Annotated in this window: 16 protein-coding genes and 1 tRNA gene; 11 read left to right on the top strand and 6 right to left on the bottom strand. The window is 42.4% G+C overall.

The window, feature by feature from the left end; translation table 11 throughout:
- The first annotated feature begins 421 nt into the window (after positions 1 to 421).
- Complete coding sequence (locus tag IKN49_04290) at positions 422 to 1,807, top strand: MFS transporter (protein ID MBR3632259.1); 1,386 nt, start codon at positions 422 to 424, stop codon at positions 1,805 to 1,807.
- A 27-nt stretch (positions 1,808 to 1,834) separates the two neighbouring features.
- Here IKN49_04290 and IKN49_04285 read toward each other — a convergent pair whose 3' ends face one another.
- Both IKN49_04285 and IKN49_04280 read right to left on the bottom strand, forming a co-directional pair.
- On the bottom strand, positions 1,835 to 6,400 hold the full coding sequence (locus IKN49_04285; protein ID MBR3632258.1) for a hypothetical protein: 4,566 nt from the start codon (positions 6,398 to 6,400) through the stop codon (positions 1,835 to 1,837).
- A 270-nt stretch (positions 6,401 to 6,670) separates the two neighbouring features.
- Positions 6,671 to 7,210: a rubrerythrin family protein gene (locus IKN49_04280; GenBank protein ID MBR3632257.1), complete on the bottom strand. Its 540-nt coding sequence runs from the start codon at positions 7,208 to 7,210 to the stop codon at positions 6,671 to 6,673.
- Positions 7,211 to 7,303: 93 nt separating this feature from the next.
- Here IKN49_04280 and IKN49_04275 point away from each other — a divergent pair, with 93 nt between their 5' ends.
- The 5 genes from IKN49_04275 (at position 7,304) to IKN49_04255 (ending at position 13,184) form a co-directional block, all read left to right on the top strand.
- Positions 7,304 to 8,485, top strand: a complete 1,182-nt coding sequence (locus IKN49_04275; GenBank protein MBR3632256.1) for an aminoacetone oxidase family FAD-binding enzyme — start codon at positions 7,304 to 7,306, stop codon at positions 8,483 to 8,485.
- Positions 8,486 to 8,543: 58 nt separating this feature from the next.
- Positions 8,544 to 9,710 (top strand): hypothetical protein, encoded by a 1,167-nt coding sequence (locus IKN49_04270; GenBank protein ID MBR3632255.1) that lies wholly within the window; start codon positions 8,544 to 8,546, stop codon positions 9,708 to 9,710.
- Positions 9,707 to 10,531 (top strand): hypothetical protein, encoded by an 825-nt coding sequence (locus IKN49_04265; GenBank protein MBR3632254.1) that lies wholly within the window; start codon positions 9,707 to 9,709, stop codon positions 10,529 to 10,531. The genes IKN49_04270 and IKN49_04265 overlap by 4 nt, the downstream gene beginning before the upstream one ends.
- A 174-nt stretch (positions 10,532 to 10,705) precedes the next feature.
- Positions 10,706 to 10,966, top strand: a complete 261-nt coding sequence (locus IKN49_04260; protein MBR3632253.1) for a DUF1232 domain-containing protein — start codon at positions 10,706 to 10,708, stop codon at positions 10,964 to 10,966.
- A 43-nt stretch (positions 10,967 to 11,009) separates the two neighbouring features.
- Positions 11,010 to 13,184 (top strand): AsmA family protein, encoded by a 2,175-nt coding sequence (locus IKN49_04255; GenBank protein MBR3632252.1) that lies wholly within the window; start codon positions 11,010 to 11,012, stop codon positions 13,182 to 13,184.
- Positions 13,185 to 13,256: 72 nt separating this feature from the next.
- Here the strand turns inward: IKN49_04255 and IKN49_04250 are convergent, their stop codons facing one another.
- From IKN49_04250 to IKN49_04240, 3 genes are all read right to left on the bottom strand, one after another.
- Positions 13,257 to 13,934: a hypothetical protein gene (locus tag IKN49_04250; GenBank protein ID MBR3632251.1), complete on the bottom strand. Its 678-nt coding sequence runs from the start codon at positions 13,932 to 13,934 to the stop codon at positions 13,257 to 13,259.
- A 79-nt stretch (positions 13,935 to 14,013) separates the two neighbouring features.
- Positions 14,014 to 15,927, bottom strand: a complete 1,914-nt coding sequence (locus IKN49_04245) for an NAD(+) synthase (protein MBR3632250.1) — start codon at positions 15,925 to 15,927, stop codon at positions 14,014 to 14,016.
- Between the two features lie 78 nt (positions 15,928 to 16,005).
- The gene (locus IKN49_04240; protein MBR3632249.1) at positions 16,006 to 16,461 is read right to left on the bottom strand and encodes a transcriptional coactivator p15/PC4 family protein; all 456 of its coding nucleotides are present in this window, start codon (positions 16,459 to 16,461) and stop codon (positions 16,006 to 16,008) included.
- A gap of 148 nt (positions 16,462 to 16,609) precedes the next feature.
- On the opposite strand from IKN49_04240, the gene IKN49_04235 reads away from it, so the two are divergent.
- From IKN49_04235 to IKN49_04215, 5 genes are all read left to right on the top strand, one after another.
- Entirely contained in the window at positions 16,610 to 18,922 is a 2,313-nt protein-coding gene (locus IKN49_04235) for a protein kinase (GenBank protein MBR3632248.1), read from the top strand.
- A complete protein-coding gene (locus IKN49_04230; protein MBR3632247.1) occupies positions 18,919 to 19,746 on the top strand; it encodes a Stp1/IreP family PP2C-type Ser/Thr phosphatase in 828 nt (275 codons plus the stop codon). Before IKN49_04235 ends, IKN49_04230 begins: the two co-directional genes overlap by 4 nt.
- A gap of 162 nt (positions 19,747 to 19,908) precedes the next feature.
- Positions 19,909 to 20,202 (top strand): co-chaperone GroES, encoded by a 294-nt coding sequence (locus tag IKN49_04225; GenBank protein MBR3632246.1) that lies wholly within the window; start codon positions 19,909 to 19,911, stop codon positions 20,200 to 20,202.
- A 17-nt stretch (positions 20,203 to 20,219) separates the two neighbouring features.
- On the top strand, positions 20,220 to 21,857 hold the full coding sequence (gene groL / locus IKN49_04220; GenBank protein ID MBR3632245.1) for a chaperonin GroEL: 1,638 nt from the start codon (positions 20,220 to 20,222) through the stop codon (positions 21,855 to 21,857).
- Between the two features lie 153 nt (positions 21,858 to 22,010).
- Positions 22,011 to 22,095, top strand: a tRNA-Ser gene (locus tag IKN49_04215).
- A 283-nt stretch (positions 22,096 to 22,378) separates the two neighbouring features.
- On the opposite strand, the gene IKN49_04210 is transcribed toward IKN49_04215, so the two are convergent.
- Positions 22,379 to 24,139: a DUF2207 domain-containing protein gene (locus IKN49_04210; GenBank protein ID MBR3632244.1), complete on the bottom strand. Its 1,761-nt coding sequence runs from the start codon at positions 24,137 to 24,139 to the stop codon at positions 22,379 to 22,381.
- Positions 24,140 to 24,184 lie beyond the last annotated feature (45 nt).

Raw genomic sequence — 24,184 nt, 5'->3', positions numbered from 1 at the left:
GCTATTTTCTGGGGAGATTCTTGCTGCGTCCCTGTACCGGTGGCGCCGGCTCCGGCTTGCGCGCGTTGCTGCGCAGCACCCTCCGCCGCCTGCGCATAAGACGGCACTACGCTGGTGTAGATCATCAAGAAACTTAGAAAACAGGCAAGAAACTTTTGAAATAATTTGCACATAATAAATAGTCCTCTACGAGTTAAATTCAATATCTCACGCAATACTTCATACTTATAGTATAACGTTGTCCTGCAAAATATGAAAGTGAAAAAAGACCTATTTTGGTTCATTTTTTGGACCCAGATACTACCTGGGCCCTCAGGGTTATTTAAGGTCTAAAATACCCCATACTTGTAGTCTAATTCTTTTCTTGTAACTTGTAAAGAGCAATTTTTAAATTTATCTTTCGAAAAGATATAATAGTAGTATGCAGAAAGTACATTTCAAACTATCTCGCAAATGGACCATTTTTTCGGTAACGGCCAACGGCACTTTTATGTCCACTCTGTCGGCCGGCATCTTAAACATTGCCTTACCGACGATGTCTGCTGAATTTCAGGTACCGATTGATGACATACAGTTAGTAGTCAGTTTATATTTATTAGTGCTAACCAGTTTACTACCCGTGTTTGGAAAATTGTCCGATATGTATAGCCGCAAGTGGATGTATTTGGGCGGATTTTTGGTATTTGGAATTGGGGCGCTATTTGGCGCATTGGCTAATTCTTTTGCAACCGTACTTTTTGCACGGGTCATTCAAGGAATCGGCTCCTCTGCCATGATGGCTACGGCGCAGGCTTTAATCACACAAGTATTTCACGGAAAATCCCGCGGGAAAGCATTTGGCGCGATTGGAGCGGTAGTAGCCTGTGGAGGACTGGCGGGCCCGGCCATTGGCGGTGCACTCATACAGTGGTGGGGGTGGAAGTCGCTATTTTGGTTGACAATTCCCATTTGTGCAATAGGCGTATGGCGAGGTATTTATATTATTCCGCGTTTCCGCTCCAAAAAACGAGAAAGATTAGATTGGCAGGGGGCCGCCTATTATGTAGTAACCAGCTTTACCTTTTTATATGCGATGAGTACAGCCTCGGCAGAGGGGGAAAATTTATGGACGGTTTTGGCTTGTTTTGCGGCGTCACTTGTGTTTGGGGTATTATTTTTTCGCAGAGAAAAAATTTCTACGCACCCCTTTATAGGACTTGATATTTTCAAAATTCCTGCCATTGCCTACGGATGCGCTGTTGCGGTGTTGGGGTTCACCGCTTTATTTGTTAATTCCGTATTACTGCCTTTTTATCTAACCGAAATTATGGGCATGGATCCTGTCAAAATAGGTTTGCTGATGTTACCTTTTCCCATTATGTTGGCTTTGACTTCGGCCGTGTCCGGCGCTTTATGTGCCAGGTGGCCCGCGCGGATTATTACGACGGTGGGATTTGTATTTTTGTTAATTTCTACGCTGATGTTCGCCTTTATCGGCGCTGCTCCCAGCATCTCCTATATTGTACTGGCACAACTGACTATGGGAATTGGTTCCGGCACTTTCCAAGTACCTAATAATACTGCGGTGCTCAGCGCCGCTCCTAAAGAACATTTAGGGGTAGTAGCCAGCGTAAACGCACTTTCGCGCAATGTGGGCATGATTAGCGGCACCGTATTATCCGTAGTGGTATATACGATAGTACAGCAGTATTTATCTAGGCGCGGAATGCCTTATCAACCCTCGTTTATTTATGGTTACATGGCGGCCCTACTATTTGGCGCAGTATGCTCGGTAGCGGGGGGGATATTATCGGCTAAACGGGATTAGTTAATAGTGCAGTCATTTAGTATTTTCTTAAAAATCTTCTTCAGATAACCAGCTCTGCTGCCAAGTGGGTAAATTTTGAACTGCGTTTTGTTGTAAAAGGCCATGCTTCCGCAAGGCTCTTTGCCAACTTTGTAGCGTTTGTACGTCATTATAGCCGGGGTCATTATCATCAATTTCTTCAAAATCCATCACGGTCATTTTTAAAATGCCGTCTTCGGTGCGGCGTAACCATAAATTATGCGTTAAATCGCCGTGTTTAAAACCTTGCTGGTTCATATACCGGAAAAAAGCCAGCAGTTGTTCCCACTCTACCATCATAATGGGCTGACCGCGCAAGGCCTTTTTGGCGCGTACACGCATAGCATGATTGGTAGCTACCAAACTGGGCATAAACCCTGATACATCTACCGACGAAACAATCATAGGGCCTACGCGATTGTGTGCCACGAAATCTTTATCAGCGCCCTCTTCTATCAGCAGGGGGTGTAATTTGGCAGGTAGATAACGCCAACCCGTAGATAAGATTTGCGGGTACTCTATTTCTATCAAATCAAGGGAGGGGATTTTCTGTTGAGCCAGTACCGCAAATTTTTTGGTGCGTTCCATTTCTCTTAAATCGGTTAGTTTCAAATATCCCACCTTTTGATGCTTTCGATTTTGAACTTCCCATACGACACGTTCCGTTAAATTCTCATCTGCCTGAGAAAGATAATGCGGACGGTTTTGCGGATGGTCAAAAAAGTTGCTTTTTCCCAGTAACTGATGCGCGATTAATTGCTGCTTGTAATATTGCAGTGTTTGCAAATCCGTGCCGTGTTTTGGGAGCGAACGTTTTTCAAAGTCCAAAATACTTAACTGTAATCTGCCGTCAGAAAGACGCTTAAACCAAATATTAGCTTCCAAATCCGTATGCTGAAAGCCCAAATCATTAAGTTGTCGGAATAAACTTTCTACTTGATTCCACTCCTCAAGGGAAATAGGTTGCCACACCAAAGCTTGGGCAAACGCTTCCGGATGGGCTTCCAAATCCATTAATAATTGACCGGAGGTATCTATGCTAGATAAATCCATAAATACCGGATTTTTGTGAAATTTAGACAATAGGAAGGAATTGGCCTGTTGACGTATATTACGTTGTAACCGTGGGGACAAATGCGCTATTCCTTGTGCCCTTATAGACGGATATTGCAGAGAGAGTAAATTTATAGATGTCGGATCTATCTGTTTTATTAAATCCAAAAACTGTTGTGTACGTTCTAATTCTTCACTCGGTGCATATTTGATATATCCCAGCGGACGGCCCACTAAATTATTTAATTGCCATACCGTATGTTGCTTGCCCCGTGGGGAAACCATGGGCGTAATTTGATAGGGGGTATTAAACAGCTTATAGATAGGTTTTCCAATTAATCCTTCTTTTCCAAAGGCACCACTGGCCGCTAAACCCATCACTCCAACTGCACCGGCACCAATCATAAATGCCGGAGAAGAAAACACATTTCCTATAGAAGTAGCCGCCCATGCCGGCTGCGGTAGCATACTGCCCGTTAGCACCAAAGGTGCCACCCATGAGGCCGCCTTGCGTGTAGAAGGCAACGAAATGGCTACAAGGGGGGTAACATGTTGGGAAAGTCCCACCGTAGCATTTACAGAAGTAACCGCCACAGTAGAGGCGACAACTCCTTGTACCGTCGGAGTCAGTTTATCTGGCGAAGACAATGGCATGTTATCGTAAGGAAGTAACAAGCGTGAATAATCTTTTTCACTTAAGCGGAAACCACCGCCACCGCCAATACCCAACCAGTTCCCTGCTCTAGAATCGATTCCGATTGCTTGAAGAGAAAATGGCAACAAATAGGGCAAGCTACCGCTAAATGGCAGATTAAATCCGAGTCCAGCTTTCGTGATATTTGCTGGCGTCCGCAAGCTAAGCGGAGTAGTAGTCCGTAAACCTGCCCCTACGTGTCCGAGTTCGCTTATGGGAGTAGTTGCTCTGGACAAGGAAGTTACCTCGGTCAGTCCTTTTGTGGTACGACCCATAACCAGTTCTGTACGTATGGTATTACTGGCTTTGACAAAGCTACTTAAACCAGTGCTTGGAAATGGCGTAGTATTAAGTCCAATTACCAAGGCAGTTCCAGCCACTTTACTGCGGAAAGCTTTTAAGAATTGGCCGCCTAAATCTTCTGCACCCACTCCAAACCAGTTCCATTTTTGGCCTAAATTGGTTTTAAAAACATTCCATCCAGAAGGTTTAATAATTGGCTCCGGATTAATAGGCCGATATTGCATGACGGTCTGTCCCATAGCATTGGTCACTGGTTGAGGAGCATGCGTTACTTTGACGGGCCCAGTATAGGCAGGGCCAGCCAACTTAACCTCAGGAGTTGCACTTAGCGGCACTTTAGTCGTAGCTTGAGCGGCAGCCTGTGCAGCAGCTCTCTCGGCCTGATAGGATTCAGTAGCTTGCATAATAGACTGGCTGGCCCGTGCTTTCATCTTAGAGCTCAGTTTTACAGGAAGATTCTTTACAGGGACTTTCGGCAAAATACTCTGGGTCTCTAATACCTTAGAGGCCTGGTTGATTCTATATAATCGATAGCTACTGGTTCCGGATTTCTGCAAAGTACCCAGCCGCACTACTCGACCATACATTTTGGCAAAACCGTTTGCGCCTCGAGCTGTGCCCATCCCAGCACGAGCAATTTTTAATGTTTTACTTAATTTAGCAATTCCGCTTACTCCAGAGGCAAAACCTTTTACTAGTCCAGTTCCTAGTGCTAAAACGCCTATTATCGCTAGTACAATATCTACGCCTCTGAGATTGCTTAGCACCTTCTGCCAGTGTTGATAGCTATTAATCTCTTCCTGAGAAGGAGCTCTTTGGCTAACCATACCTTTATACTTGGGACGATTTGGTACTTCGTTATACGCTTTGACCAATTCATTACGGATAATCAATCGGCTCCACGGATCTAAGTCCGATTTTCCACCAAAGTACAGTACTTTTATCAAATAGCCCGTTAAATCTAAATGATTTTTATCCAAATATTGCTTCGTGCCGGCCCATTTTGCTTTCGGATTTACCTCATACTGCCCTTTGGCATCTATCACATCATGGGCATCTCGTGTTAAGAAACTATCATCTAGTTGATAGCCGCTTGCCAGTATCCCTTCCAAAACTGCAGGGAATTTTACACTAATCCAGTCACTACTGGTGTATCCGAAATATACTAGACCATGATATCCTTCTCCTACAATTACACTTATTGCATGTTTTGCATCTTTATTCCCGGCTTTTGCTTCCAACCCTAAATAAATTCCTAAATCACTCCAAGCACTACGATATCCTTTCTCTCCTTTTTGCACTTGGTACAGACTCGCTTGCTGATTGTAGCCCAACCATTCTCCGCCTTCTTCCAATTCTCTAAACGCGCGCCCCCACTCTTCAAGTGAGAGGACTGCTAAGCTTATTTGCCAACTAGGGGGAATTTCTCGTGCTTTCTCTGTGATAAGTACCGCTAATAAATTGGCTCCACCTAATGCCACCAATCCCATTCCTGCCGCCATAATCACCGACGGAGCCATAATCCCATTATGTCCCTCTTTCAATAAGTCAAATAAAGCATCTTTATCCTCTTGTCCTTTCCCTATGATCGTTAAAGCACCCGCTGCGGAAATTGCACCATTGCATTTTCCCTGTTGTTCTTGTTCAGCACCGTGAAAACGAGTTTTAAAGTCAACCTTTTTACAATATGATTTTTCATTCGCTATTTCTTGGCGTAATACCTGAGCGCCCCATGCCCGATCGGCTTCCTTCAAGGCCCCAATGCTATGAAATAAAGGATATACTTCTTCAACTGCCGCTGTGTACTTTTGGGCATGGATACGGCTGCCTAATCCTTGAATATAGGCCTTACCCGCTTCAAAATTACTATCATCTTGCTGCTCTTTCAGTTTCTCTAATTCTTTGTCAAATTTGGCCCCTACTTTCTTGTAAGCCGCTTGCATCGCTTGCTCCCGGCTCTGTGTGCTATACCAGTTGTCCAATTCAAATTTGGCTTCCTGTATTTCTGCTTTGCCGGTTTCATACATTTCTATTAATAAATTTCGATATGCCAATTCACAGGATGCTTTGTTTTCCGCTTCTTCACAAAGATCCGCTATTGCTTCCCGTTTACGCAAACGACTATACTCCTCGTCTAAGTTTTTCAACTCTTTATCTATCTTTGCTTTTTCTTTTTCATAGCTCTCATTTAATTGCGTTATGTACGCTTCTCTAAAATAGTCATAGTTAGTCTTGTTATCATCATCTTTCGTCAACAGATCTACTACTTCATCTATTTCCCGCGATAAATCCCCAAAGTTTCTCTCCCATATTTCATATTCGAGATTTTTAACTTGTTTATAACGTTCAAATTGTGCCTGCTCCACCGCACGGCTGACCGCATCCGTAGGTAACGCTGGGATAGCACTTGCCTCAAAGGGCATACGTCGCATTGCCGCACTTTGTGCTGCTTGTGCATAAGCGGGCAGCACCATATTATGGAGCAGCAAGATACTTAGAAGTAAAGCAATGCCTTTTTTTATCATTTTTCACATCCCGTACTGTCTTTTTTTTATTATATGAAAATTCTGACGGAAAACCTAGCAGAAAAAAGGCCCAGCATCTTTACGGGTCTAAAGACCCATTATATGCCAACAAACCCGTTACCAAGTATCGGGTTTGTGTAAAGAATCGTGTTTGGGGGAAATTATCGGCTAAGAGGGATTAATTCTCAGTAATGTTTTTGTGTAGACAAAATTGAAAAAAACGGAAAGGATAGTTCCTTTCCGTTTTTTGATACATTATAAGCAATCAGCTTAATAATTTTCAGGGCGTACCATAAAGTAAGCTTGCGGGTGCGCACACACCGGGCAAATGCCGGGGGCTTCTTCGCCGATGTGAATATGTCCGCAGTTAGAGCATTCCCACATTACGATACCGGCCTTTCTAAATACTTCGTTAGTTTCGATATTTTTCAGCAATTTGCGATAGCGTTCTTCATGAGATTTTTCAATTTTACCTACCAACTCAAACAAAGCAGCAATACGAGTAAAACCTTCTTCTTTGGCAGTAGCGGCGAAACCGGCATACATATCGGTCCATTCATAATTTTCGCCCTGAGCGGCATCTAACAAGTTGGCCGCGGTAGCAGGCACTTCACCACCATGCAATTCTTTGAACCACATTTTGGCATGTTCTTTTTCATTGTTTGCGGTTTCTTCAAAAATTTTAGCGATTTGAACAAAACCTTCTTTTTTAGCCTTAGACGCATAATAGGTATATTTATTGCGCGCCTGAGATTCGCCAGCGAATGCCGTCATCAAGTTTTTTTCCGTCTTAGAACCTTTGAGTTCCATATTATCTCCTTAAACAACTGGTTTAAAAATCTTGTCTACAGTATAGCATTTGAAACCTGTCTTGTGCATTAAAAATTTTGTTATACTAGCTACATGGCACAAAATCCACATTCATCTACATGGCATACTGTAATCATAGGTGCAGGAGCTTCCGGCTTATTTTGCGCGGGATCTTTTTCGTCTCCCAAGCTAGTCATAGAACACAATCCTCGTGCCGGACGCAAATTATCCATTACCGGTGGAGGCAAATGCAATATCACCCACCGACAAATTTCTGCGCAGGATTATTACAGCAAACATAAACATTTTTGTCACCACGCATTGGCCGCTTTTCCACCCGACAAATTATTAGCACTATTACAACAGAATAACATCCCTTATATAGAAAAGGAAGACGGTCGCATTGTTACCCAGCGCGCGACAGAAGTTACAGCGTGGCTGTTACGACGAGCGAAGGCCAACCACACCTCTTTTTTGTTCAATACACAAGTGTTACAAATTCTAGCAGAACCAGAACAATTTTGTCTGCTTACCTCCAATGGAAAAATATATGCCCGACATGTAGTTTTAGCTTGTGGGGGAATGTCTTATCCTCAATTAGGAGCTACTTCGCTGGCTTGGAAAATAGCTCCGCAACTTGATTTACAAACCGTGTCACCGCGTCCGGCGCTGGTAGGTTTGCGTGCCGATACAACTTGGCGCCCTATTTTCCGTGAGCTAACGGGTAATTCTTTATCTGTCAAAATCACATTGGATAAACATATAGAACAGGGTAATCTGCTGTTTACCCATCAGGGAATTAGTGGACCGGCCGTATTGCAAACCTCTTTATATTGGGAAGAAGGGAAAAAACTCTCTATCAATTTTGTTCCTCGTATTGATGTGTGTACTTTTTTGCAAGATCATAAACAAAAGAATGTTTTATTTTCTAAATTATTGTCTCCTTACATTCCTACTAAAATTGCGGCTACTTTATTGCAAGAATTAGACCAATCTGCCTCAAACACTACCAAATCTGTCTTAATCGCGGCGGCCAAACGTCTGCAACATTTTGATTTTATACCCGCCGGCACCATGGGATATACACAAGCTGAAGTAACAGCCGGTGGAATAGAAGTCTCTCAATTTGACCCAAATACTTTGCAGTGTAAAAAGCAAAACGGTTTATTTGTAATCGGAGAGGCACTGGACGTAACGGGCAGAGTGGGGGGATACAATTTGCATTGGGCCTGGGCCAGTGCACAGGCTGTTGCAAACTCTTTCAATAATTCGTAAATTCTGCTAAGATAAGAGAATAGCTTGCTTTTTGATATAATAAACTTGAGGAAATTATATGGAATTAAAACAAGGTCCGGTATCTATATTTGGTTTAATCTTTGGAAGTTTAAAAGTCGCCAATCAAGCATTCGGTTCTGTAATACTCTTATGCTTTTTGGTCATGCTGTGTAATATATTGGCTGTAGCAGTCTCTACAGGTATTGTTTTATTAGTAGGCAAACAACACCCATTAATGATGCTGCTGCAAATCCCTTTGGGCTTATTTTCTGCTCTACTAGGAGTGGTATTTACAACGGCAATTATTCAAATCATAGCAGACAGAATTGAAGGCACCGGATTTGGCGCTATGGAGTGTTTCAAAGGAGCTTTCCTTCCTTCTGTCTACTTTATTATTAGTTCTATTCTTTTGTCTATTCCGGTGTTCTTGATTTTATTAGGAGCGGCCTTTTCCGGTTCCGCATGGGTCGTAGCATTAGTATACATCGGTCTTGGATTTGGGATGCTACCCTTTATGTTCACGCAATATGCCATTACCTTGCGCGGCGAAGGTCCGTTGTCCGGTTTGCAATATAGCTGGAGACTGGTGTCTGCTCATTATGGACGAGTTCTCTTTGTTTTATTGTCTATAGGCGTATTATGTATTTTATTGGGTTTAGTCGCCGCCTGTGCCGTAAAAGCCTTCCTGCCGCAATTACTGAGCAACCCGATGGCTTTACAATTTCAATTGATGATGTGGTTATCGACCCTTTCTCCTATTTATCTGATAGGAGCTGCTATATTAGCCGCTATGATTTACTTGTACGTTCTCATTACCTTTCAGGCAATCATGACCGGACTGTTCTTAAACTTGGAATATCTAGACAGATCCGCTATCGTTCCTTTACCGCCTTTATCGGCTGAGAAAGTACATGCTGACCCCGTAGAACCGCCGCAACCGATTCAGCCGGAAGATTTAGATATTTCAGTAACACAAGCATCCATTAATACGCAGCCGGATGATTCGACGGAACGCCATCTGCAGGAAGTATATAGTGCCACAGACCACCTACCGCAAACCTTAGATCAAGAAGAAGATCGCATGCCAACCATCCTGTTTGATGAAGATATGGCTCGTCAGCTAGCTGAAAATGAACGCAAAATGCATAATCAGCAGACACAAAATAAACAACAGCAAGAACCGGATGAGCAAAACTCTATTAAAATATCGGACAAACCCCTATGAACGAAACAGATAATGTATTAGACTTTCAAGATTTGTTGGAACGCAGTTGGCAAGAAATAATGAAGAGATTTCTTCCATTTTTCTTGTTGGCTGCTTGTGCGCCGGCAGCCAGTTGGTTCATAAAAGGGATATTGGTAGGATTTGATCCTATTCAGGCCGTTACCACTCAGCCAAATCTTTGGCAATCGTTAACGGCATCGGTGCTGAGCACTTTGCTATCTAGCTGGTTTGTAAGTGCTTTAATACTATATATCTGTAAACACACGCAAAACCTAACAGAAAGTTGGGCCTTGGCTTTATATCGTCTTCCGCGCTTAATCTTAGGATCTTTGCTTTACATGCTCGTGATAGGCGCCGGAGCGGCCGTGGCCTTCGGTATTTGCTGGCTCATTCTCTATTTACTTGCGGCCGCACCGTTAGTAGCTTGGGGATTGGTAGCAATATGGATTCTCTTTTTTATCTTACTTTTGTTAGTAACAATTATATATTGGATATTTGTTCCCTATTTATTGTTATTGACGGATTTGCCCCTTGTAACTTGTTTTTCTTCCTCGTACCAGTTAGTTAAAGGACATTTTTGGCATACGGTGGGTCTGTTATTCATATTGTTGTTGATCTCTATCATCGTTTCTATAATCACTATGTTAGCCATAGGACTGCTCGGAGCAATTAGTTGGATTTTACTACCGGTCAGTCGGTACATAGTCAGTTTCTTGGCAATCATTCCAATTGCTTTTATGACGCTGATATATCAGGTACCTTTGATTGCTTTGTATTTAGACTTATCTCCCAAATTATTTGAGCAGACAGAACAAAAGTAATCTTTTTCAAGAGAGTCTTTTTAGACTCTCTTTTTTTATAATACTTATATATGGCAGGCAATAAAATGCGCGTATTACTCAGCCGCAATCTACGCCAAGTGTGAAGGGGGCCTTGCATAGCTCGCCCAAAAATAATTAAATGAAGATATGAGAGATATTCTTACCTTTTTTGCAATGAGTAAAGCGATTTTACAGCGGCGTTATCCGATGCCGTGGAAAACGTTTTTTTTGGTATTATTTTGCATATTTTATTTCGTCAGTCCAATCGATTTACTACCGGATGTATTGCCGATTTTAGGTATTACCGATGACGTGACGTTTATATTACTCGTATTGGCGGTAATACGTCGCGATTTGGACAAATATCGTGCTACGCTAACCGCTCCCAAAGACAATGTAATAGACATCGGCGATATCAACGAGCATAAAAAATAGTTCTTTTCATACCTCCTGACGACAAATTGGTATAATAAGGAGTATGAAAAAATTACTTAAATGGGTTGGTATCTTAGCCGGTGTGGCGGCTGTATTATTGGTGGCAGCGTTTTTTACGTTAAAGGCCATCTTTCCTGAAGAAAAAATTAAGTCCATTATACAAACGTATGCACAAAACACGTTGAAACGTGAAATTACTTTTTCGGACTTATCATTTAATCTGATTGGTATTACCTTAAAAGATTTAGCTATTTCGGAAAGTACAACTTTCGAGCAAGGCACTTTCATTCGAGCAGACAATGTTGTTGTAAAGCTGAAATTAAAACCGTTGCTTAAAAAGCAAATTAACATTTCTACCGTCGGGCTCAAGGGCTTACAGATAAACTTAATAAAAGATAAAGAGGGAAAATTTAATTTTGAGGATTTAACGCAATCTTCAACGACAGAACCGCAAGAGGATACTTCTTCCGGCAGCGATTCCTCTACACAATTCTTCGATTTGTTGGCCGAACATGTGTATACCAGAAACTGTGCCGTCTTTTATAAAGACCAACAAGAGAATTTACAAGTTTCCGTCACAAATTTGAATGTAGATGTTAAAGATTTTGATTTAACATCTCCCTTTGATGCACGGTTACAATTTAATCTTGGTTATCAAGATGAGCGACAAAACATTTCGCTTCCCATTAAAAGTAATTTAACGATTAATTTAAGCAATCTAGATCTTGCGCAGGCCTACGTCACCCTACAAAATTTAGATACGAATTATCGAGAAATTACCCTCGCTTTGAAGGGAGGCGTAAAAAACTTTAATCAGCCCACTGTAAATTTACAAGGGCTAATATCCGGTGTTTCGAACACAGCCCTGGCGGAATTAGCACCGGATTTACCCCATTTCGTATTACCGAATATTTCCTTTGAGGCAGATGGCGTAGCTGATTTGGATAACTCCTTGTTTACGCTATCACAGGCTAAATTGGCGGTATCGGACTCTTCCATATTAGCCGTCGGAAAGGTCGGTTGGGGGGGAGATACTCCGTCTTACAACATCCAAAACGATATCAATTTGAATCTCACTCAGTTAGCTTCCATGACAAACTTGCTGGATGGTTTTGGCATGAAAGGAAAGATTACCGGCCAATTGACCGCCACGGATAAAAAAGACAAACAAGATGTACATGGAACTATCACGTTAGATAAAGTGGCTGTACAATATCCGCCAGTCACCGTCTCAGAAATGAGCGGAAACATTACATTAGCCTCTTTGGCAGAAATTACTTCTCCCAAAATTACCGGTAATTTGAATCAAGAACCCTTCTCTCTCTCTTTTACCTACAAAGATTTGGGAAGCGTGCTGGATATCTTGTTTCAGGCCAATTTGTCTAAACTCAAATTAGATACTTTCTCTACTTCCTCTGGTAGCGATACGGAACAAAACGTTTCGGATACTCCTGTGGAAACGGCCCCCTCTTCACAAAGTGCTACTGCAGAAACGTTGTTTAACCTAAAAGGCACGCTTACTGTCGGAGAAATTGCCGTTCCCTATTTTTCGTCAACAGGTGCGAGCTTAAATGTATCCCTAACTAAAGCCAGCGCCTCACTCAAGCAGGCAAACGGCACTATATCTTTTGATTTGCAAGAAGGAACGATCAATGACTTAATGACTTTTGTAAAGGATAACAAAATTGTCAAAATTCTGCTTTTACCGCTTACACTAGTCAAGAAAGTGACCTCTAAACTTGGTATTAATCTATTCCAGCCATCGGAGAATTCCGGCCAGATTAAATTCTCTTCCGGTTCGGGTACTTATCAGTTTAATAATGGGCTGATGAATATAGAAGAAACCCACTTTAATTCCGCTATCAGCAATATGACCGCCACCGGGAATATTAACTTCAAAACCGATGCCTTAGACATGCGTGTAAAAGCCACCGTGTTAACTTCCCAAACACCTATTGTGATTAAAATCGGCGGCACAACTAGCAATCCGTCCGGCAAATTAGACATTACAAAAACTGCCGTATCGCTGGTGGGGGGAATTGTCAACTATAAGACTCCCGGAAAAGTGGCCAGTTCCACCGTACACACCGCCAAGGATGCCGGTAAAACGGTAGTAAATACAGGGTCTCAAGCTGTATCCTCTACCGTCAATACGGCTGTTAATACTGTAAAAAATATAAGCGGTTTATTTAAGAAAGATAAGGAAAAAAATCAATAATCATTGCATAGGGTAGTAGCAATAAAAAACCTCCCGGATTAACCGGGAGGTTTTTTATTGAAGATAACAAACTTAATTTTTGTCTCCAAGTAAGATACGAGTTTTGCTCGCGTTAGTGGAATTGCAAGAAGTTTCTCCGGTAGCGCAGGCAATGGAGTGCCATCTCATATTGCTAGCTAAATTAGCGCTTTCAGGGCCGGTGCTATAAACCGCTACGTTCGGAATATTCATTTTCGCATTCATAGAAGCCACTACCGTCGACATATTGTGGCTACTATTATTGGGAAAAGCTCTTTGCAGAATGGTGTCTTTTACCCAAATCTTTACACCTTTTTCAGGAATCAAAGAAGTAGTGGTAAGAGCTATATTTTGAGCTTGTAACGATTTCGCTTTCACAGATGGAATGCTTGTTTGAAGCGCGTCTGTATTCAAATCGCTTCCTTTTAATTGGAAAGATTTCACCACAAGGTTATCCACACCATCCGCACTTGATAACACGGAAGATGGCTTGGTCAATAATAAGTCGGTAACCACAGTCGCTTTTTTGCTGGAAATGGAACCGCCACGAGCCACCGTATCGCGGCAAAAGTTCACCGAATAAATGTTAGAAGTGGCATTCGCATCCACCGCTTCTATATTCTGAAACACTCCCACCGGTTGCGAAAGTGTGGTGACAAACTTCAATCCATCCGCCTGTGCGCCTATCGCAGCCGCCAAAAAAAGCGAAACGAACAATAAATTTTTTCTCATACGTTTTCTCCTAGTTTGTAGTTTACACATACACTATATAATAAGTCTAACTTAAAAAACAAATATTTTCAAGTAGAATTTACAATTTTTCCACCTCTTTGGTCCACAACGCTGCAGACATATCCGAAGGCATGCGCCAATCTCCTCGGGGGGATAAACTCACCGATCCCACTTTGGGACCGTCTGGTAAACAAGAACGCTTAAATTGTTGCGAAAAAAAACGTTTTATAAAAACGAGCAGCCATTTCTTGATTATTGCTTTTTTATATTTTTTTCCGAAAGCATACTGGGCTAAAAAAGCTATTTTGGCCGGAGAAAATCCAAAGCGCAAAAAGTAATACAAGAAGAAATCATGCAACTCGTAAGGTCCTACTAAATCTTCTGTTTTCTGAGAAATATTCTTACCGGAAGGTGGTAACAGTTCGGGACTGACAGGGGTATCTAAAATATCCGTTAAAGTCTTTTTTAGAGAAGCGATATTCGTGCTGTCTGCACTATAATGCACCAAATATCGCACCAATGTTTTAGGAACCCCGGCATTAACTCCATACATGCTCATGTGATCCCCGTTATATGTAGCCCAACCCAAAGCCAGTTCCGATAAATCTCCTGTACCTATTACCAAGGCCTGTTGCTGGTTTGCCACATCCATTAGCACCTGCGTACGTTCGCGCGCTTGTGCGTTCTCATACGTCACATCCCGTGAAGAAAGAGGATGTTGTAAATCTTTTAGATGTTGCGTAACAGCCGCCCGAATGTTAATTTCCTTACGGGTAATTTGCAATGCTTTCATCAAAGAAATGGCGTTAGAATACGTGCGGTCCGTTGTGCCAAAACAAGGCATGGTAACCCCTATAATACCTTTGCGCGGTAGTCCCAGCTGATCAAAAGCACGTACGCTCACCAATAATGCCAACGTGCTATCCAGTCCGCCGGAAATCCCTAGTACGACCCGTTGACAATGTGTATGGCGCAAGCGTTGCATTAAACCATGCGTTTGAATTTGGATAATTTCTTCACAACGCGGAGCCAATTTTACGCCATCAGCCGGCACAAAAGGATGCTCCGCTACAGAACGTGTAAGCTGCAACTTTGTGCGCGCGGGGGCAATTGCTTGAATGATACGGAACGGGTTCGTCTTTTCTTGCGCAAAAGAAGTTCGAAAACGGCGTTCTGCCTGCAATTTTTCCACGTCCATTTCCGTAATCACTAATTGTTCACTGGGCACAAAACGAGCCGTACGCGTTAGCCATGCGCCGTTTTCCGCAATTAAACCATTTCCTGTAAAAACTAAATCCGTAGAAGACTCTCCGATTCCCGCAGAAGCATATACATATCCGCAACAACAACGAGCGGATTGTTGCAAGATTAATTGTTCCAAATAAGTATGCTTGCCGGTTAGTTCATTACTGGCTGACAAATTTAAGATAATGTTAGCTCCGGCCAATGCCGCTTTAGAAGAAGGGGGAATCGGCACCCATAAATCTTCACAAAGTTCCACTCCTAGCACAGCCGGTCCATATTGGAATAGCAAGTTGGTCCCAAAAGCAACGGTTTGACCGGCTAACTCAATTTCCGAAACTTCCGTTTCAGCACCGCTATCAAACCAGCGTTTTTCATAAAACTCCGCATAATTGGGTAAAAAACTTTTGGGAACTACCCCTAAAATCTTACCTTTCTGAAAAACAACGGCGACATTGTACAAAGCGTTCCCTATGCGCAGCGGCATTCCTACCGCCGATATTAATGGCAAATGGGAAGTTTGTTGAAGTAATTGTTGCAGAGAGTGTTCGGCTTGGTCTAAAAGCAAAGATTGATGAAACAAATCCGCACAAGTATATCCGGTAAGGCCCAATTCCGGAAATACCACCAATTCAGCTCCCTCCTTTGCTGCCCGATGCAGTAAGGATAGAGTTTGTTGTAAATTATACTGGCAATCTCCGACACGTACTTGGGGAACTGCCGCGGCTACTTTTATAAATCCTAGTTGCATACTTATATTATAACAAAACTGAAGTAGAATTCCTTCGGTACTTCTGTTAAAAGACAGGATGCAATTGCTCTTGCTGAATTACCCATTTTGTAGGGCTTGTGCCAGTTGAGCAAAAAGCGTTTTAATCTCTTTTATTTTCTGTGCCGGAAGGCGAATTCCTTTTTTGGTCCATCCTTTATAGGCGGCATCTTCTTGCCATTGGCGGAAATCAATTCCTTTGCTGCCACGAAATTCGCTGATACGCACAATCACAGATAAACCGGGACGCTTGGCAAATTTACCTATTTCTACTTCTTGGAGTTGTGCCGGATCATCCGGAAGCGCCGCCAGTAAAGGAGCTACTGCTTTGACAATATCCGGCGTTAGGGTAATTCCGGCACGGGTGGCTCCCGTATAAGCACCCTCCGTTAAATACTTACGGATAGACGCATATCGATAGCCCCGATAGGCATCGATAGAAAATTGAATTTCACTTCCCTGCTCTTGTTTAATAACCCCTATTTCCTGTAAACGCATGAAACTGCTTTCAGCCATATCTCCTCCTTTCCTTCCTAACGCTTGTATTTCAAAGGTGTCCAAATATGCTATGATAGAATAGTCTGGTTATATTGTAAGATTTGATAGCTTAAAAAGCAAGCCTTTTAGTATAATAAATTTGGGTTTATTAACAGGAGTATAAAGTATGCTCGATGCACAAACGTTAGTCGGCAAAGAAATTTCCGGCTGTGAGATTTTAGCAAAAGTAGCCGAAGGGGGAATGGGCGCCGTTTTCAAAGCTCGTCACAAAGCTCTGAACCGTATCGTCTGCGTTAAAATTTTAAGTCCCAATTTAGCCAATGATAAAAAGGCAGTCAGTTTATTTCTGACTGAGGCGCGTGCTATTGCCGAACTAGACCACCCAAACATCGTCAACGTGTACAATGTAGGAAAAGAGCAGGGCTACTATTTTATCGTGATGTCCTTTGTGGAAGGACAAACTTTGTCGGCTATGCTGAAAAAAGAACGCGTGCTCCCTATTGGCCGAATCTTAGATTTGTTTGAGGGCGTACTAAAAGGATTAGCCGTAGCTCACGAAAAAGGAATCATTCACCGTGACATTAAACCCTCCAACATTTTAATCACTCCGGAGGGAAAGCCCAAAATAGTAGATTTTGGTATCGCTAAAAAAGTCGATAAAGAAACCGGTTCTACCAAAACCACAGAACTGGCCGGTACTGCATATTTTATTGCGCCCGAACAGGCTTTAGGGAAGGAAATTGATCCACGCGCCGATTTATACTCCATCGGTGCCAGCATGTATTATGTGCTGACGGGTCATTTCCCGTATAACGGCAAAAACACGGTTGAAATTATTCAAAAACATATTAACGAACCTGTTCCTAATCCGGCTAAATTACGTCCAGAAATGCCCGGTTGGTTATCCTTGGCTATTCAAAAATTAATGAGCAAAAACCCGGATGACCGTTTCCAAACCGCGAAAGAAACCTATTTATACTTTAATAAAATGCGCGCGGAAGAGCAGTTGCGCATTAAAACCAAACAAGGCAGAGGAGCCATTGATTTAGGCATAGAAGGTCCTCTCCATATTGCAAAAGAAGAAAAATTTTCGACGGAAACTATCCGCCAAAATCGGGCACAAGACATATATCGTTCTATGTCGTCTACGCAACCGCATAAGCATACGCAACCTGAAACACAGATGCCCAATTTGAATGATTTGCCGTCAGCAACAGATGCTCCAGTTCCTTCCAAGTCCGTTTCTGCTCCAGCACCTGAGCCGGCCGATATGATCGTGCCACCGGCGGCCTTACAACAAACGCCGCAAGCTAAACAAGTGGTCCAGCATAAGACGACCCTGCCACGCACAGCATTGCAACTGGCCATTTGGTTACCCATTTTCGTGGTGTCTACCTTGTTAATCGGATATGTGTTTTTGACCTTAGGACGCATTTGCTCGGTATATACGTCTGATAATATGGGTATTATCCATAATTTATTGGCCCCCTTCTATTCCGGCCATATGGAACCCAATCAACTACTTTTCTCCGCTTTAGCGATTATCACTATTGCGTGTATCTTTGTCTTGGCCTCGTTGCGCGCCTATATGAAGAGCACACTTATTTTGCTTACGTTGGCTATCACGTGTTACTTAGCCGGTGTATTTACTCCTAATGTAGAGTTTTTCAATCTTTCTCAGCTTGGCCAATACATTTTATCACCGGAGTATTATTTCTGCTATCTGATGTTGGCTGTATCGTTGGCGATTTCGCTCTGTTGGAGAATGGATCGTTCTCCGGCACAACGATTGTTGGCGGCCTCTTTGATTATTCTTTCCGGCGTTTTAGTTTACAGAGCGACCTCTCTGACAGTATTGCCGGACTGGAGTGCCGTGCTCACAAAGATCCTATTTGCCGGTGGATTTTTATTCAGTCTTCTGGCTCTATATCACGTGGCACTAAAAGAGGAAAAAGCGGTCTTGTTACCCACTTTTTGTTTGCTGGCAGGTGTCGGCTGTTTTTGGTTATACAACGTGTCTGGCTTGGCGGGCAATCTCACTACTACCTTGAACACGTTAGTAGATACTATCCCTATGGAAAAACCGACAGAACAGCAAAAAAATGATGATTCTGACTCCGATATCATATATTTGGAAAATAAACCTATCGTGCTAAAAGCGTTTGCACAAGATAAAGCCATCAATTATATGCCGGAAGAAGAAAAACAGAAATTCTTGGTCAATGCCTTAAACACTTACGCAGCCGAGGCCATCGAACCGGAAGCCTATCCGTTCTTTGTATCTATGCTAAGTGACTATTACATGCATGGCCCATCCAATACCAAATTTGCTATATGGGATCACGCTATTAGTTATCCGGTAGATAATTTTAACCGCCATGCTCAAGAGAATAATGCTTATTATTTCCTCGTTCTGTTATTATTCTTTTCAGCCGTGTACAGTTGTGTTAGCAGCTTATTGTTCAAAGAGGATCTATGAACCAATTTGATATTGAATTCGCGGCTGTAACGGACATCGGAAAAATCCGTGAGAAGAACGAAGACAATGTCGTCATTTCTTCGGACTTGGCACTGGGCGCCGTAGCCGACGGGATGGGGGGACATAGTGCCGGAGAAATTGCCAGCAGTATTGCTGTTTCCGTGTTAGCAGAAACCATTCGCAAAATAAATACGGGTACGCTGAAAATCCCCGATACTTTCTTACCAAAATTAACATTTGTAGAACGTAAACTTTTGATGGCGGCCAATTTGGCCAATGCCGCAATTTATTCCACAGCCCAATCCTCTTCCGTCTACAAAATGATGGGTACTACGTTGACCGGGGTCGTTTTTGACCAAAATTGTGCGGTGGCAGTGCATGTAGGGGATTCCCGTATTTATTTGTGCAGAGACGGTAAAATCGTTCAAATTACTACCGACCATTCTTTGGCTATGGAACATGTACGCCGAGGGCTACTATCCAAAGAAGATGCAGACCACAGTAAAATTCAAAACGTACTCACCCGCGCCATGGGAATCAAGAAAAATGTAGAATTTGACTTGTTAAAATTCCCAGTACGCCCCGGAGACATCTTGGTCCTGTGTTCAGATGGGTTGTACAAAGGACTTACAGAACAAGCCATTGGACAAATTGTACAAAAAGGTAAAAACATGTCCATTGTCAAACTGTGCAAGCAGTTAGTCCGCCTCTCTAATGACCGTGACGGACAAGATAATATTTCCGCTGTAGTCATTAAAATACTGGCGCCCCAAAAACAAACTTTTTCCCAAAAGTTACGTAATTTCTTCTCCCGGAAAAAATAACTTTTCCGTCTAAAATAAACTGTCTAGTTGCTTTCTTTTTTAGCAAACTCAACAAACTATTGACAATTATCTTTCTTTTATGCTAAATTAGCATTAACGCAAAAAGAGTGCTAATTTATTTTTTGCGCACTATCTAATATATCTAAAAAAGGAGCGGTTATTATGAACGATGTGAAAATTAAGCCCTTGGGTGACAGACTGATTGTAAAGCCCATTGAGCGCGAAACCATGAAAGGCGGGATTATCATTCCCGACACCGCCAAAGAAAAACCGATGGAAGGGGAAGTATTAGCGGCCGGCCCGGGGAAATTGGATGATAAAGGGAACCGTGCCCCCATGGATGTCAAAGTAGGAGACAGAGTATTATACGGAAAATATTCCGGCACAGAAATCAAATTGGATGATGAAACCTATTTAATCATTCACCAAGATGAAATTTTAGGTATTTTGGGGTAAATTAAGGAGATATTAGTATGGCAAAACAAGTTATTTTTGCAGATGAAGCCCGCGCTAAAATGAAAGCGGGTATTGAAAAAGTAGCTAATGCTGTTAAGGTTACTTTAGGGCCTAAAGGACGTAGCGTAGTATTGGAAAAGAAGTTTGGATCTCCGCTCATTATTGACGACGGTGTAACAATTGCTAAAGATATTGAGTTGGAAGATAAATTTGAAAATATGGGTGCCCAGCTCATTCGCGAAGTGGCTGCCAAAACCAACGATGTAGCCGGTGATGGTACCACTACCGCTACCGTATTGGCAGATGCCTTGTTAAAAGAAGGGATCAAAAACATTACGGCCGGTGCCAACCCGACCATGGTCAAAAAAGGTATTGAAATGGCCGTCGGTGCGGTAAAAGAATCCTTGGCTAAAATGCAAAAACCGGTCAAAACCAAAGAAGAAAAAGCTCAAATTGCCACGATTTCTTCTAATGACCGCGTCATTGGTGAATTAATCGCCGAAGCCATGGAAAAAGTCGGCCACGAAGGCGTTATTACCGTTGAAGAAGGCAAAACTGCCGAAACGAAATTAGACGTAGTGGAAGGTATGCAATTTGACCGCGGATACATTTCTCCGTACTTTGTAACCGATCCGGAACGTATGGAATGTGTATTGGAAAATGCGTATATCATTATTACCGATAAGAAAATTTCTTCCATGAACGATTTGTTGCCTGTACTGGAAAAAATCGTACAAAGCGGTCGTCCGTTCTTAATCATTGCAGAAGATGTAGATGGCGAAGCATTAGCCACTTTAGTGGTCAATAAATTACGCGGTACCTTAAAAGGTTGCGCCGTAAAAGCTCCGGGTTTTGGCGATCGCCGCAAAGAAATGTTACAAGATATTGCTACTTTGACCGGCGGTGAAGTCATCAGCGAAGAACGCGGCATGAAACTCGACAAAGCTGAACTTGCCTTCTTAGGGCAAGCCGAACGCATTGTGGTAGATAAAGAAAATACCACCATCGTCAGCGGAAAAGGCAGCAAAGAAGCTATTGCCGCCCGTGCCGAACAAATCCGCAAACAAATTGAAAATTCCACCAGCGATTACGATAAAGAAAAATTGCAAGAACGCTTAGCCAAACTTTCCGGCGGTGTAGCTGTCATCAGCGTAGGGGCTGCCACCGAAACCGAAATGAAAGCCAAAAAAGCTAAAGTGGAAGACGCCAAGAACGCCACCAAAGCCGGCGTAGAAGAAGGTTTAGTGCCGGGAGGCGGTGTTGCTTTAGCCCGCAGCCAAAAGGCCTTGGACGGCTTAAAAACGGACAATGAAGATATCAAAACCGGTATCGCCATTGTACGCAAAGCCTTAACCGCTCCGCTCAAACAAATTGCGGTCAATGCCGGACTCGATGGTGCCGTAGTAGTAGATAAAGTATTATCTATGAAAGGTGCTGCGGACGGTTTTGATGCCGAAACCGGTGAGTATGGCGATTTGTTAAAAGCAGGGGTCGTAGATCCGGCCAAAGTGGTACGCACCGCTTTAGAAAATGCTTCGTCCATCGCCGCAACCGTACTTTTGACGGAAGCCTTAGTAGCAGACGCTCCGGAAAAAGAACATAATCACGCTCCTGCCGGTATGCCCGGTATGGGGGGAATGGGCGGCATGATGTAAGCCAGCCGTTATTTTGACAACAGCCAGCCTTCTCAAAAGGCTGGCTGTTTTTAAGTGGATACCCTATACACATTGTGTTAAATTACAAAGCGCGCCACAACGTTAGAGATGAGAATGTATGCAAGAGTTTTGTATAATGTGTATAGAATAGTTGGAGAGGTGTGTGAGTGGTCGAAACAGCAGGTCTCGAAAACCTGTAAGCCGCAAGGCTTCGAGGGTTCGAATCCCTCCCTCTCCGAAAATTTGAACCCCACTTTATGTGGGGTTTTTAATTTTAGGGAATTGGAAGCGGCATAAACTGCTTTATGCCGCGTAGGGATTTGAAAGCCGGAGCGATGTTTTTGTTTGAGCCGATGTAGTTAACGGCGAAAGGCAAAAACCGCGAGGCCGGACTGCAGGTATTTTCCGTCAGGAAAATAACCGGAAGGAAAATCCCTCCCTCTCCGTTGCTTGGTTTTACAAACCTTCCACTTAAAAAGCCCCCATCAGGGGGCTTTTTATGCTAATACAGGAAATAATTTCTAGCGGCCGCCACCGCCACCTCCTCCGTGGCCGCCGCCGCTACAACCGCCGCCATGGCTCCCACTATTACTACTCATAGAAGAAGAAATACTGCTAGATAAGCCTCTTGCTATAAAATGAGCCCCGCCGGCAGAAGCCGTACATCGTTCAATGGTGTCCTTGGACAAAATATGGCTAAATTGTTTCATCCATTTATTATAAAGCCCCAACGCAAAAGCGAAAGGTAAATAATCGCAAAATATTTTTTCTGCTTCCACCGGATTAGAGGCCGCTACCCGATTCACTTCCGCTATTTTCATATATTTCTTAAATCCAGAGATTGCTTCAAATAATACTTTGCCTTGCGGGGTCACATTACGAATAAGCGTGGCATATAAAGACAGACCCCACATACTAAATATGAATAATATTTGGCATATCAGTATATCCGGACCGTTTATCTGTCCGGCTCCGATCCAAAAGACACCGTAAAATGCCGTTAGAAATAAGCTTAAAAAAATCTTAGGTATCATTTTATTTATTCCTAAACTCAGAAAAATAAAAAATATAGAGAAGTGAAAATTGATAAAAATAAGTGGCGCATTTTTCCCTAAAATAAAAGGAACTGTTCCTAAAAACAAAACCAGTATACCCGCGATTAGCAAGTAACCGGCATTGCTAACAATATAGGGTTTGCATTGTTGGGAAAATAGTATCTTTATCTCTTGCGTTAATTTTCCAAAAACTTCTGTGTGCTGCTTATTTAGGGTAAAACTAGAAGAACGAGTGAAAAAACGTCTGATCATTTCATTTTCTTCTATCGGTAATTTCTCTGTCGGCATATTCTTTAGCACTAATTCATGTTGCGAAAAAAAACTTTTTGTTTTGTTCACTTCTATATGTCCCTTCATCGCTAAATCCAAGATAGCACAAGTCAACAGTTTTGCATCTACCATTCCATTTTCTAAATAATACATAAATGCGGGAGAAATACCTTCCGGCGGGGTATATTGAGTCAAAGCTAAATAAGAGGGATCTTTGCCTACTTTAGCCCACGTAATAATAAAATAAAACAGCAAAATAAAGCTCACAACTATTGAGAAAAATAGAGGACAAGAGGCTATCCCAGATAATCGTTGAGATAAAGAGGGAGGTTGTATGGCTCCTTTTTGAAATGGAATGGCAATAGTCAGTCCTTCTGTTGGACGCAAAGTCCGTGTCGTTTCATAGGTCAATGGGGCAACTTCTTGTACACTTCTTCCTTTAGCTCCCAATACTCCCGTATAAGCAGAAATCCCATTTTTATTTATTTCTACATTAGAAGGGAAAGACACGCTTACTTGCGCTTTATCTATATCAAAATTCCATCCATTTCCGGTTACATTCCAATACAGTTCATCATAATTTTTCAGAAAATTAATCGCCCCGGTATAGGCATACACAAAAGAATAAGTATGCACCCCGGTATCTATATAATTATCATCGCCGAAATTCACCCGTAAATATTTGGGTTTCTTTTCTGTAAAAAAGGGATGTTTTTTACCATCTAAAGTTAAAGAAATAGGCTCTACTTGTTCCAATAAAGAGATAGGAATATCTCGGTAAATACCACGGTTAATTTGTTGATGTCGGGCATTGAGAGTAATGTTTTCCGTTACTACAATACGCCCATTCTGTAAAACCTCAATATTCACATCAAATAAATAAATTTTTTCCGGGTCAAATTGAGGAGTATAGGAAGTTGCTATCTCCTGAGCAAAAACAGTACTTATTAGTACCATTGACAGCATTATCAAAAAGAATATTTTTTTCATCATAGAATAAGT

Source organism: Elusimicrobiaceae bacterium (assembly GCA_017528825.1).
In the GTDB taxonomy this organism is placed as follows: Bacteria; Elusimicrobiota; Elusimicrobia; order Elusimicrobiales; family Elusimicrobiaceae; genus Avelusimicrobium.
Note: the sequence above shows the minus strand (reverse complement) of the source record. Positions and strands in the feature narration are given on the sequence as shown.

What these genes read in the sequence shown, in the direction of transcription:
- IKN49_04290 (MBR3632259.1), top strand. Translation starts at nt 422, where the DNA reads ATGCAGAAAGTACATTTCAAACTATCTCGCAAATGGACCATTTTTTCG.
- IKN49_04285 (MBR3632258.1), bottom strand. Translation starts at nt 6,400, where the DNA reads ATGATAAAAAAAGGCATTGCTTTACTTCTAAGTATCTTGCTGCTCCAT.
- IKN49_04280 (MBR3632257.1), bottom strand. Translation starts at nt 7,210, where the DNA reads ATGGAACTCAAAGGTTCTAAGACGGAAAAAAACTTGATGACGGCATTC.
- IKN49_04275 (MBR3632256.1), top strand. Translation starts at nt 7,304, where the DNA reads ATGGCACAAAATCCACATTCATCTACATGGCATACTGTAATCATAGGT.
- IKN49_04270 (MBR3632255.1), top strand. Translation starts at nt 8,544, where the DNA reads ATGGAATTAAAACAAGGTCCGGTATCTATATTTGGTTTAATCTTTGGA.
- IKN49_04265 (MBR3632254.1), top strand. Translation starts at nt 9,707, where the DNA reads ATGAACGAAACAGATAATGTATTAGACTTTCAAGATTTGTTGGAACGC.
- IKN49_04260 (MBR3632253.1), top strand. Translation starts at nt 10,706, where the DNA reads ATGAGTAAAGCGATTTTACAGCGGCGTTATCCGATGCCGTGGAAAACG.
- IKN49_04255 (MBR3632252.1), top strand. Translation starts at nt 11,010, where the DNA reads ATGAAAAAATTACTTAAATGGGTTGGTATCTTAGCCGGTGTGGCGGCT.
- IKN49_04250 (MBR3632251.1), bottom strand. Translation starts at nt 13,934, where the DNA reads ATGAGAAAAAATTTATTGTTCGTTTCGCTTTTTTTGGCGGCTGCGATA.
- IKN49_04245 (MBR3632250.1), bottom strand. Translation starts at nt 15,927, where the DNA reads ATGCAACTAGGATTTATAAAAGTAGCCGCGGCAGTTCCCCAAGTACGT.
- IKN49_04240 (MBR3632249.1), bottom strand. Translation starts at nt 16,461, where the DNA reads ATGGCTGAAAGCAGTTTCATGCGTTTACAGGAAATAGGGGTTATTAAA.
- IKN49_04235 (MBR3632248.1), top strand. Translation starts at nt 16,610, where the DNA reads ATGCTCGATGCACAAACGTTAGTCGGCAAAGAAATTTCCGGCTGTGAG.
- IKN49_04230 (MBR3632247.1), top strand. Translation starts at nt 18,919, where the DNA reads ATGAACCAATTTGATATTGAATTCGCGGCTGTAACGGACATCGGAAAA.
- IKN49_04225 (MBR3632246.1), top strand. Translation starts at nt 19,909, where the DNA reads ATGAACGATGTGAAAATTAAGCCCTTGGGTGACAGACTGATTGTAAAG.
- groL (MBR3632245.1), top strand. Translation starts at nt 20,220, where the DNA reads ATGGCAAAACAAGTTATTTTTGCAGATGAAGCCCGCGCTAAAATGAAA.
- IKN49_04210 (MBR3632244.1), bottom strand. Translation starts at nt 24,139, where the DNA reads ATGGTACTAATAAGTACTGTTTTTGCTCAGGAGATAGCAACTTCCTAT.